The sequence below is a fragment of the Pseudomonas sp. SA195 genome (assembly GCF_054131565.1).
Genome location: NZ_CP096392.1, coordinates 407,907 through 420,538, shown reverse-complemented (window position 1 = coordinate 420,538; position 12,632 = coordinate 407,907). Strand labels below are relative to the sequence as shown.

General features: G+C 63.4%; 12 protein-coding genes. 3 read left to right on the top strand and 9 right to left on the bottom strand.

All coding sequences use genetic code 11. The features are described from left to right. Nucleotides 1-73 precede the first annotated feature (73 nt). Nucleotides 74-1,552 carry a PhoX family protein gene (locus tag M1D78_RS01925; protein ID WP_437422244.1) on the bottom strand — a complete coding sequence of 493 codons (1,479 nt, stop codon included), beginning with the start codon at nt 1,550-1,552 and terminating at the stop codon, nt 74-76. Between the two features lie 196 nt (nt 1,553-1,748). Between M1D78_RS01925 and yccS the strand changes: the two genes are divergently transcribed. Beyond that, complete coding sequence (gene yccS, locus M1D78_RS01920; RefSeq protein WP_437422245.1) at nt 1,749-3,926, top strand: YccS family putative transporter; 2,178 nt, start codon at nt 1,749-1,751, stop codon at nt 3,924-3,926. Between the two features lie 2 nt (nt 3,927-3,928). Here yccS and M1D78_RS01915 read toward each other — a convergent pair whose 3' ends face one another. Next, nucleotides 3,929-4,669: a substrate-binding periplasmic protein gene (locus M1D78_RS01915; protein ID WP_437422246.1), complete on the bottom strand. Its 741-nt coding sequence runs from the start codon at nt 4,667-4,669 to the stop codon at nt 3,929-3,931. 163 nt (nt 4,670-4,832) lie between these two features. Between M1D78_RS01915 and M1D78_RS01910 the strand changes: the two genes are divergently transcribed. After that, entirely contained in the window at nt 4,833-6,017 is a 1,185-nt protein-coding gene (locus M1D78_RS01910; RefSeq protein WP_437422512.1) for a BaiN/RdsA family NAD(P)/FAD-dependent oxidoreductase, read from the top strand. 28 nt (nt 6,018-6,045) lie between these two features. On the opposite strand, the gene M1D78_RS01905 is transcribed toward M1D78_RS01910, so the two are convergent. The 6 genes from M1D78_RS01905 to M1D78_RS01880 all read right to left on the bottom strand — a co-directional run bounded on the left by M1D78_RS01905 (nt 6,046) and on the right by M1D78_RS01880 (nt 10,953). Next, nucleotides 6,046-6,234, bottom strand: coding sequence for a hypothetical protein (locus tag M1D78_RS01905; protein ID WP_437422247.1), 189 nt, complete (start codon nt 6,232-6,234; stop codon nt 6,046-6,048). A gap of 55 nt (nt 6,235-6,289) precedes the next feature. Beyond that, nucleotides 6,290-6,631 carry a hypothetical protein gene (locus M1D78_RS01900; RefSeq protein WP_437422248.1) on the bottom strand — a complete coding sequence of 114 codons (342 nt, stop codon included), beginning with the start codon at nt 6,629-6,631 and terminating at the stop codon, nt 6,290-6,292. Between the two features lie 139 nt (nt 6,632-6,770). Further along, nucleotides 6,771-8,975, bottom strand: coding sequence for a putative bifunctional diguanylate cyclase/phosphodiesterase (locus tag M1D78_RS01895; RefSeq protein WP_437422249.1), 2,205 nt, complete (start codon nt 8,973-8,975; stop codon nt 6,771-6,773). A gap of 208 nt (nt 8,976-9,183) precedes the next feature. Beyond that, the gene (locus M1D78_RS01890; RefSeq protein ID WP_437422250.1) at nt 9,184-9,657 is read right to left on the bottom strand and encodes a hemerythrin domain-containing protein; all 474 of its coding nucleotides are present in this window, start codon (nt 9,655-9,657) and stop codon (nt 9,184-9,186) included. 119 nt (nt 9,658-9,776) lie between these two features. Beyond that, nucleotides 9,777-10,055: a DUF3509 domain-containing protein gene (locus M1D78_RS01885; protein ID WP_437422251.1), complete on the bottom strand. Its 279-nt coding sequence runs from the start codon at nt 10,053-10,055 to the stop codon at nt 9,777-9,779. Between the two features lie 256 nt (nt 10,056-10,311). Beyond that, on the bottom strand, nt 10,312-10,953 hold the full coding sequence (locus M1D78_RS01880) for a class I SAM-dependent methyltransferase (RefSeq protein ID WP_437422252.1): 642 nt from the start codon (nt 10,951-10,953) through the stop codon (nt 10,312-10,314). A gap of 165 nt (nt 10,954-11,118) precedes the next feature. On the opposite strand from M1D78_RS01880, the gene M1D78_RS01875 reads away from it, so the two are divergent. Next, nucleotides 11,119-11,493, top strand: coding sequence for a response regulator (locus M1D78_RS01875; RefSeq protein WP_437422253.1), 375 nt, complete (start codon nt 11,119-11,121; stop codon nt 11,491-11,493). 64 nt (nt 11,494-11,557) lie between these two features. Here M1D78_RS01875 and fba read toward each other — a convergent pair whose 3' ends face one another. Further along, a complete protein-coding gene (gene fba / locus M1D78_RS01870) occupies nt 11,558-12,622 on the bottom strand; it encodes a class II fructose-bisphosphate aldolase (RefSeq protein WP_437422254.1) in 1,065 nt (354 codons plus the stop codon). Between the last annotated feature and the right edge of the window lie 10 nt (nt 12,623-12,632).

Sequence of the window (12,632 nt, the reverse complement as noted above, 5' to 3'; positions counted from 1 at the left end):
CGCCTCGTTCTAGGCATCGAAGCGAGCGGCGAGCCGGACGACATCCTTGTCGCTCGGTTCGCCAAAGCGTGGGTTACAGAGAGCCGCGCGCCCAGGGACCCCAGATCGCGAAGGTGATGCCCGGGGTCTGGATGTTGACGAACAGGAAGTGCCCGGTCGGGTCGAAGCAGGCACCGCAGAATTCGCGGTTGCGGTAGTCGCCACCGGAGACCTTCTTGCCCGCCGCAGCGGCCTGGACGTCATCGAAGACCACATTGTTCTTGGCAAAAATGTAGGCCTCGCCCGCGTCTGTCAGGCCCAGCAGTCGTTCACCGAAACCGTACATATCCTGCACGCCGCCACCGTCTTCGCAGAGCAGCACGCCGCCTCGCGGGCTGACTGTGACGTTATCCGGGTTATTGGCAATCTCCGCGTCGGTCGAGGCGAAGATGCAGGTCAGGCGATCGGTCGCCAGATCATGCACCCACACCGCGCCGCGCCCGTAGCCAGCGCGGCCCTGAGCGTCGGTGCCGGCGCTGGTGTCGACGATGTAGAGCTTGCCTTCACTGAACCAGATGCCTTCGCCGCGGCTCATGCTCAGCCCGCCAGAACGACGCGACTGGGCGAACGGGCCGCTGCCTTCGGGCTGCGGTTCGAGGTCCGGGTTCGCGATTTCGACCCACTCGAGCTGGTAGCTGTCACCCTGGCTGGGTGCGTGCAGGTCGACCAGGTCGCGGTTGCGTACCCGCGCGGCCTGGAGAATACCGCCAGCGGCCAGCGAACCTGGCTGCTGGCTGGCATCGGTGGGGATATAGCGGTAGTAGCCCGCGCGGTTGCGGGCATCTTCGGTCAGGTAAACATAGCTGTTGCGCGGGTCGACGGCGACCGCTTCGTGGGCGAAGCGCCCCATTTGCACGATCGGCTGGCCGGTGGTCAGCGCCGGGTCAGCGGTAACTTCGAAGACATAGCCGTGCGCACGACCACCCACGCTGCTGTAGTCGGCTGTGGTTTCCTCGCAAGACAGCCAGGTACCCCAGGGCGTGACGCCACCCGCACAATTGGTGCGAGTGCCACCCAGGCTGGGCACGGTGCGCACCGGCTGGTCGATGCCGCGAGAGAAATACAGGTTGGTAGTGCCGCCGGCCGGGCGCTGGCCATTCGACAAGGTGACACCGTCATAGATGCCGTTGGCTTCGATCAGGTTGCCGGTGCCGGCTTCATGGTTGCGTACCAGCACGATTTCCGGGCCTTTGGCGCCGCGGCGCACGCCGATGACCCCCATCCCGTCGTGAGAGGTGGGTACTGGTTGGCCGTTCTCCATCATGTCGCCGGTCCAGGAGAAGCTCTTGTACTGGAAACCGTCTGGCAGCTGCAGCAGTTGAAGGCCTGTAGACAGGTCCCGCGTCGGGCGCAGCGGGCCGTAGCTGCTGCGCACGACGCCAGCGTTGCGGCCCTGGGCATTGCGCGCGGCGAAGGCCTGCAACGTACCGAGGAACGGGGTGGTAGCGACTACAGCGGCAACGGCGCCACCCTTGAGCAGATTGCGGCGGCTGGCATCATGTTCACGGTTCATGCGGTGTCCTCTGTTTATAAGTTTGGTGGGAGGGGCGGCATGAATGAAGCCAGTCAAATACGGCTATTCGATGAACATGCGGTTTCGTTCCGGTGATACGGGACCAACGGTCGGTATAAGCTTTGCTGCGTTCGTCGTGACGCCGTCATCTGAACCGCGTCCAATCCGTTTCTCCATCAGCCGCCCGGACCCTCCCATGCGTTCACCCTCGCTCAGCCACTCCCTGCGGCGCCTCTGGGCACAGGACAAGTTCGGCTACAGCCTGCGGGTCGCCATCGCGCTCGCCTCGAGCATGGGCCTCAGCTGGTATATGGCCGAGCCATCGATGGTCATTCCGCTGTTCCTGGGGATCATCGCAAGCGCCCTGGCGGAAACCGACGACAGCTGGCTGGGCCGGTTGTCCGCGCTGCTGGTAACACTGTTCTGCTTCAGTATCGCGGCCGTGTCGGTGAAATTGCTGTTCCCCTACCCTTTGCTGTTCGCCGCCGCCATGGCTGGGGCCACGTTCTGCCTGGTGATGCTGGGCGCGCTCGGTGAGCGCTATGCGACCATCGCGCAGGCAACGCTCATCCTCTCCATCTACAGCATGATCGCCGCCGACCAGCGCGGCGGCGAGGTGCTTCACCCCTGGCGAGATCCGCTGCTGCTGCTCGCTGGGGCAGCCTGGTACGGTCTGCTATCGATCGCCTGGAACGCTCTTTTCGCCCATCAGCCGGTGCAGCACAGCCTGGCCCGTCTCTATCGCGAGCTGGGCCAGTACTTCAAGTTGAAGGCCGCGCTGTTCGAGCCGGTGCGCCAGCTGGATGTAGAAGAGCGGCGCCTGGAGCTTGCCCGGCAGAACGGCCGTGTCGTCAGTGCGCTGAACGCGACGAAGGAAACCTTGCTGCACCGCCTGGGTAACGGCCGCCCGGGCGTGCGCATCAACCACTACCTGAAGCTGTACTTCCTCGCACAAGACCTTCACGAGCGGGTCAGCTCGTCGCACTATCCCTATCAGGCTCTGGCCGAGGCGTTCTTTCACAGTGACGTGCTGTTTCGCTGCGGCCGCCTGCTGCGCCTGCAAAGCGTCGCCTGTGCCGAGCTGGCCGGGGCCGTCCAGCTGCGTCAGCCTTTTCGTTACAGCGAGGCGAATGCCCAGGCGCTGGCGGATCTGGAGGCCTCCCTCGAGCACCTGCGCTTGCAGAGCAACCCGGCCTGGCGCGGGCTGCTGCGGTCGCTACGTGCGCTTTCCGGCAACCTCGCCAACATGCAGCGCCAGCTGGCGAGCGCGAGCAATCCCGATGCGCTCGAAGGTGAGCAGGACAGCAGCCTGCTCGATCGCGACCCACAATCGCTGCGCGACGCGCTCGGCCGTATCCGCCTGCAATTGACGCCCACCTCACTGCTGTTTCGCCACGCCCTGCGCATGAGCGTCGCCCTGCTGGCTGGCTATGCGGTGCTGCACACCATCCACCCGGAACAGGGCTACTGGGTGCTGCTGACGACCGTTTTCGTCTGCCAGCCGAACTACGGCGCGACGCGGATCAAGCTGGTGCAGCGCATTACCGGAACGGCACTTGGGCTGGGCGTCGGCTGGGCGCTGTTCGATCTCTTCCCCAGCCAGCAAGTGCAAGCGCTGTTCGCGGTGATCGCCGGCGTGGTGTTCTTCGCCACGCGCAGCAGCCGCTACACCTTGGCAACCGCGGCGATCACTCTGTTGGTGCTGTTCTGCTTCAATCAGGTTGGCGACGGGTATGGCCTGTTCTGGCCGCGCCTGATCGATACGCTATTGGGTAGCCTGATCGCCGCCGCAGCGGTGTTTCTCATCCTGCCGGATTGGCAAGGGCGACGGCTCAACCAGGTGGTGGCGAACACGCTCGCCCGCAGTGCCGACTACCTGCGGCAGATCATGGCGCAGTACGAGAGCGGCAAGCGCGACGACCTCGCGTACCGCCTGGCCCGGCGTAATGCGCACAACGCCGATGCGGCGCTGTCGACCACACTGGCGAACATGTTGCTCGAGCCTGGCCATTTTAGGAAGGAGGCCGAAACCGGCTTCCGGTTCCTGATCCTCTCGCACACGTTGCTCAATTACCTCTCGGGCCTGGGCGCCCATCGCGAAAGCCTGCCGGACGATGCCCGCGACGAGCTGCTCGAGGATGCCGCGGCGCGCCTGGCCGGTAGCCTGGATGAACTGGCGAAGGCGCTGCAGGAGAACCAGACGGTCGCCGTCTACAGCGAGGCGGAGGAAGCGCTGGCCCAACAATTGGAGCAAGCGCCGGAAGAGATGGATGACGCACACCGGTTGTTGCAGACGCAACTCGGCCTCATCTGCCGACAACTCGCACCCTTGCGAGGTATGGTCGCCCACCTTCTACGCCAAGCGCCGCCGTAGCGTCAAGGCAGCTGTGCCGGCACCGGAAGGCCGTGGCGAGCGAAAATCGCCGCGTAAGTGCCGTCTTCAAGCATCTCGCCCATCTCATGGTTGAACGCCTCGATGATCTGCGCCTGATATGGATGGTTTTTGCGCACCACGAGCGACAGGTCCAGCGCGAGATATTCGCCGGGGAGAAAACTCAGCTGATCGCTGACATCCGCCAGTTCGCGATCGAAATGAAACTGCGCAGTGCGTTCATCCTCGAGGGTCAAATCCACGCGGCCCGCCACGAGCATGCGCGCCGCCTGCAGGAAGTTGGTGGTGTAGCCGATGCTCAGTCGAGCGTTGTGGGTCAGCTCCTCACCGTAGGCATAGCCGCGGTTCAGAGCGATAGCGTAGCCCTCCAGGCTGTGGAGTCCGTCCGCCGGGACGTCGTCCTCGGCACGCTGTACCCATCGCATGCGGTTGGTCAGGAAGGGGCGGGATACGGCTGTGAAACGAGCGCGGCTTTCGGACGGCCACCCATTGATAAGGTCGTAACTCCCGCTTTCCAGACCCCGCAATGCCCGCTCCCATGGCACTTCGGTATAGCGCACCTCATAACCGGCCCGCCCCAGTGCAGTCGTGATCAAATCCACGGACAGGCCGGAATGAAGCAGCCTCTGATCCGTATACGGCGGCCAGGCATTGCCCGCCAAACGCAGCACCTCGGCAGTTACCGAGGTGCTGCCCAGCAATGCAATGAGCAACAGCACCTGCATTTTTACCCTCACGCCGAAACCTCATGGCAAATGGCCGCTCTCATGAGCAAAGCACATGAAGCGGCGTTGAAGCAGTCGATCCGCTAGCCGGCTCGCGCCGTTGCTGCAGTTGTACTGAGCCCGGAGTACCATGCCGCGTTTTCCAGACCTGACCGAGGTGGCCGTGTTGCAAACGGATGTGGTGATCATAGGCGCGGGCGCGGCAGGTCTGATGTGCGCGTTCACGGCGGCCGCCCGTGGGCGCGGGGTGCTGCTGCTCGACCACGCGAACAAGGCCGGCAAGAAAATTCTCATGTCCGGCGGCGGTCGCTGCAATTTCACCAACCTCTACACCGAGCCGGCCAATTTCCTTTCCGGCAACTCGCACTTCTGCAAGTCCGCGCTGGCCCGTTACACCCAATGGGACTTCATCGACCTGGTCAGCCGCCACGGCATCCCGTATCACGAAAAGAAACTCGGCCAGCTGTTCTGCGACAACAAGGCCAGCGACATCCTCGGCATGCTGCTCGATGAGTGTCGCCAGGCCGATGTCGACCTGCGCCTGGATACAGCGGTGACCGGCATCGAGCAGGCTGCGGACGGGTTCCATCTGCAGAGCGACGTCGGCGAAGTTGCTTGCCAGTCGCTGGTGATCGCCACCGGTGGATTGTCGATCCCGACGTTGGGGGCGACTGGCTTCGGGTATCAGGTGGCGCGGCAGTTTGGCCACAACGTGCTGCCGACCCGTGCCGGGCTGGTTCCTTTCACGATCACCGAACCGCAGCTCAAAGCCATGTGCGAAGCGCTGTCCGGGACCTCCGTTGAGGACTGCCTGGTAAGCTGCAACGGTCAGAGCTTTCGCGAGAACATCCTTTTCACCCACCGCGGTCTCTCTGGCCCAGCCATCCTGCAGGTGTCGTCCTATTGGCGGCCGGGCGATACCGTGGAAATCAACCTCCTGCCCCACCTCGACCTGCCCACCTGGCTCGACTCGCAGCGCCAGGAGCGGCCGAACACTGAGCTGAAGACGCTGCTGGGCGAATTGTTCACGCGCAAGATGGCCACACTGCTGGCCGAATACTGGTTTGAGTCGCGGCCGCTGAAGCAGTACACCAAGGCGGAGCTCGACGCCGTTGCCGGTCAGCTCGCCTGCTGGCAATTGGTGCCGGCAGGCACGGAGGGTTACCGCACCGCGGAAGTTACGCTGGGCGGGGTGGACACACGTGAGGTGTCGTCGAAAACAATGGAATCGCAAAAAGCGGCTGGGCTGTATTTCGTAGGCGAGGTGCTGGACGTAACCGGGCACCTCGGCGGCTTCAACTTTCAATGGGCATGGGCGTCGGGCTACGCAGCTGCGCAACACGTCTGAACCTGCTGAAGCCGAATAAGCGCCCGGCCTATTCGTTGGACAGGTTGGACGGCGGCGAAACCTCGCGCGGGCCGGCCGGGTCGGTCGCGGTGTTCTGGAATTCCTGCTGGTTGCGCTCGTTGTTCTCCATTGCGGAACGCTCGTCGTCCGGTGAACAGGCCGCTAGAGCCGCAGCAATGGGTAGCGCCAGTGCGGCAGCATATAAACGCTTAGTCATCTAAATCCTCCTCGGATTGAGGTGCGGCGGCTGCGACACCTCATGCGGTGAGCGGTTACTGGGCTGCGCCCGTTCCGGTACCGGTGGTGTTCGGCGCAGTACCTGCCCCAGACTGGGTGCCTAAGCCACTGCCGTTGTCGGCGGGAGCGGTCTCCACATCACCCGCCGCTTCCGTGCCTGCGTTGATCCCCGTGGTGCTACCGGTGCTGGTTTCCGGGCTGGCGTTGGCGCCGGAGCCGGTGGTACCGGAATTGCTTGGCGGGGTGCCAGTGGCCGGAGCGGCGGGCTGCTCGGTGGTCGGCTGCGGCGGTGTCGCCTCACGCTCACGTTCTTCGTCCGGGCCGCAACCAACAAGTAGCAGGCCTAGAAGAGGGGCAGACAAGTAAGCAAGACGCATGGAAACCTCCAACAGAAATAATCGAGCCGGCGTCTGAGCCGGCAGCGTTCGGATCGATCGATCCTCTGTGAAAGTTGACCGTGCGACAGTGTTTGAGTGCCCGCCCTGCTGGCGCCGTCCGCCCGACGGTCCCTCGGGGCTAGGGCAGCACCTCTTCCACGCCACGACGCTCGTTCAGCGATCCGAAGCGCACCTGCAGCTCGCCGGCGGTGCAGGGCTGGGCGAACAGATAGCCCTGCGCATAGCCGCAACGCTCCTCGCCAAGAAACCTGAGCTGCGCGACCTGTTCCACGCCTTCGGCCACCACGGTCAACCCGAGGCTATGGCCGAGGCCGATAATGGCTCGGCTGATCACCGCAGCGTCCGCATCGTCCGGGACGCCGGCGATGAAGCTGCGATCGACCTTGAGGATGTGCAGCGGGAAGCGTTTGAGATAGCCGAGCGAGCAATAACCGGTACCGAAGTCGTCCAGCGCCAGACGCACGCCGAGGTCGGCGATGCCATGCAGCGCGGCGAGCATTTCGTCGCACTGCTGCATCAGCAGCGTCTCGGTGATCTCCAGTACGAGATGGGCCGGTGACAGCCCGGTCTCCTCCAAGACCCGGGCGAGGCGGCGCGTGAAGTCCGGCTGCTGCAACTGGCGAGTCGACAAATTGACCGAGCAGTGCAGGTCGGGCTGCCCTTCGGCCTGCCAGCGGCGCACCTGTGTACAGGCCTCGCGGAGCACCCACTCGCCCACCCGAACGATCTCGCGCGACTCTTCAAGGATCGGGATGAACTCTTGCGGGCCCACCAGTCGCCCGTCATGGCACCAGCGCAGCAGGGCTTCGACACCTGCCAGGTATGGCCGACCGTCCACGATGCGGCAAATCGGCTGGTAATGCAGCGCGAACTCGCCCCGTGCGAGCGCGGGGGCCAGGGCGCTTTCCAGTTCGAGTCGGCGCTGCGCGGTGCTCTGCAGACCGTCGTGATAGAGCGCGAACTGGTCTTTGCCGGCACCCTTGGCGCGATAAAGCGCAAGGTCCGCAGCCTGCAGAGCGTCCAGCGGCTTGCCGTCGCGCTGCAGCGGCGCGATGCCAATGCTCGCACTCAATGAGAGGGTGCGTTCGCCAATCATCAAAGGGCGACGCAAGGCGTTGAGCATTCGCTGAGCGACCCGCTCGGCATCGCTTGCGCAGGCCAGGTCGCCAAGCAATGCGACGAACTCGTCGCCGCCGAATCGCGCCAGATGGTCGCCCGGGCGAATGCAACAGGCCAGCCGCTTGGCCACTTCCACCAGCACCTGATCGCCGACGCGATGGCCAAGGCTGTCGTTGATCAATTTGAAACGATCCAGATCGACGAACAGTAATGCCGATGCCCGGGTGCCACCGCGCTGCTGCAGTGCCTTGAGCAGCTCGTCCAGGTGTAGCCGATTGGCCAGGCCGGTGAGTGAATCATGTCGAGCGGCGTGCTGCAGGCAGCTCTCGGCGACCTTGCGCGCGCTGATATTGGTCTGCGAGCCAGCCATGCGCCGCCCACTGCGTGCCGATTGCTCGACCACGCCGCGCACCAGCACCCAGAGGTAATCGCCGCACTGGGTGCGGATGCGGTATTCGTGGGCCAGCGCGTTGGTCCAGCCATTCAGGTGCGCGCTGATGGACTCCCGCAGGCCGGCCAGGTCGTCGGGGTGGACGCGAGAGAACCAGCTATCGCTGGTGTATTTCGCCGCTGCCGGTATACCGAGCATGGCCGTCCAACGCTCGGACAGGTAGAGCTGGTCATCGTCGATGTGCCAGTCCCAGATGCCGTCTTCGGTGCCGCGCAGGGCTCGCGCCAGCCGCGCCTCGCTGTCTTCGAGCGTTTTGCGCTGCGCCATGGTGTAGGTGTCGATCGCCAGAATCATGTCGAAGAAGACGACCTTGAGCAGGCTGTCGAACGCTTCACGCCCGGGCGCGTCGCCGATCAGCGACGCGGCCATTTCGCCTAGGTAGAGTCGATAGGCGCCCATATACCATTCGAGGTCTACCCCGACGCGCTGGTGCACCAGCCCGACAAGCAGGCGGTCGTCCACGTAGCTGCGCTCGTAGGGCCCACTCCAAAGCCGATGGTAATACTCCTGCTGCTTGCGCTTGAGACGAGCCAGGCGCTGTGGGTCGGACAGCAACCCGGCCGGCACGTCGAATCGGCCCATGTGTTCGTATAGCCGCTCGATAAACTGCTGATGCGCCTGTTCAACCGCCGCTGCGTGGCCGTTGAGGCGCTGCGTGTCGGCTTCGTTCCATTGCAGAAAGCGCTTGCGCGTTTCTATGGTCTCGGCATCGAGACCCATGCGATCGAGCACCGCCTTTATTTTGTTGTCCATGGCCACCCCGTCGAACCGCTGCTACCGCCTGTAGGCGACCAGCCATGTGACCAGACACCAACAGATAGCACTAAGCCATTAAGCGTGGCAGCACGGCGGGACTGGATTATTGATACAGGTCAGCGGGATGTAGCGAGGTCGGCGAGCGCCGAAATCAGGCGGGGCAACTGCAACAATCGGGCGGGTCAAGCGAGACCCGCCCAGGCATTCACGCCGCGTTGCGTGCGTTGAACTCTTTCTTCAGGCGGGTCTTGAGCTCAGCCATCTGCTGGCCCATCTCTTCGAGCTTGCTCTTGTCGAACAACTCGCGCGCCTGCGGGAACATTTCCTCTTCCTCTTCCTCGATGTGGTGTTCGAGCAGCTCCTTGCACACTTTCACGCGGCCCGTGAATTCGTAGCTCGCCGGATCGGTTGCTTTCAGGTCAGGCAAGACCAGCGCATCGACGGTCCGATGCTCTTCCTTGGCCTCGTGAAACATCCGCAGCTCCTCCTTGCCGCCGGCTTCCTTGTAGGCCGGGTAGAGAATCTGTTCTTCGATCTGGGTGTGGATGGAGACTTCCATTTCCAGCTTCTGCAGCAGCTCGGTACGCGTCTTGACGGCGCGTTCGGTGCTGTCGCTCAGGCGGGACAGGATGTCTTTGAGGGTCTCGTGGTCTTCGATCAACAGGTCGATGGCATTCATGCGGGCTTCCTCATCATTCATCAGGGGTGCTGCCCAGGCTCTACGGACTGGTGCATGCGTTGCTGCCGACGGCAGCGTCAAGCGGATGCGAGGCCCACCGGGTGAGCCTCGCAGGCAAGTCAGGCGTAATCGTAGGTGGGCAGGCCGGTGCGGCTCTGGCTCTGAAGACGCGCGATAGCGGGCGACATGCCGGCTTCGAGGGCGAGGTCACGGCGGATCGAGCTGACCACCCATTCGAGCTGGATGTTGGTCTGCGTCTGCCCTCGGGACAGGGCGCGCCTGATGATGTCCCGATCGTCGTTGCGCAGCGTGAGCAACAACCCGCCATCCGGGCGGGGCTTGGTGACTACTTCGAATTCGGGGAACGCGGCAGCGAGAACTTTATCAGCGGCAATCATTATTGTTACTCCGGTTATGTTTCCAGCGTACGGTGCTGGAGCACCGTTCGTGCCAACCGGAGCGAATAGCCGAGGCCACTAAAATCAGTGACTTACGTCACATAATGGCAATATGTTTGCATGCAAAACGCATGAAGAAGCCGGATACGGCATGCATTCTGCTTTGCCCTGACGAAGGCTCTGGGATGCGGGCTGGCCGCAACCGAAACGGCTGAAGCATCCGGCATGGGATGTCCAGGCCGGCGCCGCGAGCCCTTCAGAGCCCTGTGCCAGCCAACGCTCGCTTTCGCCATACGCTGGCCAGCCAGGGCTGCTGGTCGCGCGGTAGGCCGGCGGGCCGGTAGTAATGTTCCAACTCGATGAACCCCGCTGCGATCATGCAGCGCTGCCAAGCTGGCCAGTCGTACCAGGCACCGTAGCGCGCACCGCTCCACCCCTCTTGATTCTCGCCGCGCGGGTTCGAGGCGAAGAGCACGCCCTCAGGTCGCAGTGCCGCATGCAGGTTGCTCAAGACCGCACTCAATTCTCGGCTTGGCACATGGAACAGGACCGCGTTGGCGAAAATCCCATCGAACGATGCCGCGGGCAGGTCCAGCGCCAGGAACTGCTGGTGAAGCACTTCGCAACCGGTCGCCTCTCGGGCCATACGAACGAACGGCTCCGCGCCGTCGAGCCCGACCGCAACGTGCCCTAGCGCCGTGAAGGTCTTCAGGTCGCGCCCCGGCCCGCATCCCAGATCGAGAATGCGATACGGTGGCTCGCCACGGATATGCCGCAATAACGCCTCGATGTTCTGGCTGACATCGTGATCGCGCGTGCCCTCGCGAAACGCGTCGGCGTTGGCACGGTAGTCATCGAGCGTACGTTCGGTGATTTCCCGGGTGCTCGGTTCTGGCATGTTTCAATCCTCAAAAACGGCATTGCCTGGCAATTCTCAACGAGCGATTGACGGATGGTCGACGACCCTGAACTTGCATGGGGCTGGGAAGCTCAAACCCCTCGCCTAGAGGTTCGCGTAGTATCGTCAGCGATCCGCCTCTGAAACACGCCGAGTAAAGCTCCAATGAGCCACGTTGCCAAAGTCGTCCTGCTCGTTGAAGACGAGCCCCACATTCGCGCCCTGTTGGCCGATTACCTCGCCAGTGAAGGCTATCAGGTGCTGGAAGCGGCAGACGCCACCGAAGCCTTCGATATCCTTGCGACCAAGCCGCAGCTCGACCTGCTGGTGACCGACTTCCGGCTGCCCGGCGGCGTGTCAGGCGTGATGATCGCCGAACCGGCGCTCAAGCTGCGTCCGGACATGAAGCTGATCTTTATCAGCGGCTACCCGATCGAGATCTACGAGTCGGGTAGCGAAATCGCCCTCTCCGCGCCGATCCTGGCCAAGCCCTTTTCGCTCGACACCTTGCGCGATCAGATCCGCCAGCTGCTCGCCTGACCCGCCTATCCCCATAACGCAACGAGCCCGCACAGGGCGGGCTCGTCGTTGTTAGCGCGATGAATCAGCGAACCTTGGGGTCCAGCTCGCCGCTGGCATAACGCTGGAACATACCTTCCAAGGAGATCGGCTTGATCTTCGAGGCATTGCCGGCGGTGCCGAAGGCCTCGTAACGCGCGATGCAGATGTCGCGCATTGCAGTTACGGTCTTCGCCAGGTACTTGCGCGGGTCGAACTCGCTGGGGTTCTTGGCCATGAATTCACGAATCGCGCCGGTGGACGCCAGGCGCAGATCGGTGTCGATATTGACCTTGCGCACGCCGTACTTGATGCCTTCGACGATCTCTTCGACCGGCACGCCGTAGGTTTCTTTAATGTCCCCACCGTACTCGTTGATGATTTTCAGCCACTCCTGCGGGACCGAGGAGGAGCCGTGCATCACCAGGTGGGTATCGGGGATGCGCTGGTGGATTTCCTTGATGCGCTGGATCGACAGGGTGTCGCCGGTCGGCGGCTTGGTGAACTTGTAGGCGCCGTGGCTGGTGCCGATGGCGATCGCCAGGGCATCGACCTTGGTCTTTTTCACGAAGTCGGCCGCCTCTTCCGGATCGGTCAGCAGCTGGCTGTGATCCAGGGTGCCTTCGGCGCCGACGCCGTCTTCTTCGCCGGCCATGCCGGTTTCCAGCGAACCCAGGCAACCCAGTTCGCCTTCTACCGACACACCACAGGCGTGGGCGAAGGCAACGGTCTGCTGGGTCACGCGGACGTTGTATTCGTAGTCCGACGGCGTCTTGCCGTCTTCCTTCAGCGAGCCGTCCATCATCACCGAGCTGAAGCCCAGCTGGATCGAGCGCTGGCAGATGTCCGGGCTGGTGCCGTGGTCCTGGTGCATAACGACAGGGATATGCGGGAATTCTTCCACCGCGGCGAGGATCAGGTGGCGCAGGAACGGCGCGCCAGCGTATTTGCGAGCGCCGGCCGAAGCCTGGACGATCACCGGGGAGTCGGTCTTGTCGGCCGCTTCCATGATGGCTCGCATCTGCTCGAGGTTGTTCACGTTGAAAGCCGGCACGCCATAGCCGAATTCGGCGGCGTGGTCGAGCATCTGGCGCATGCTGATGAGTGCCATGGTTTCCTTT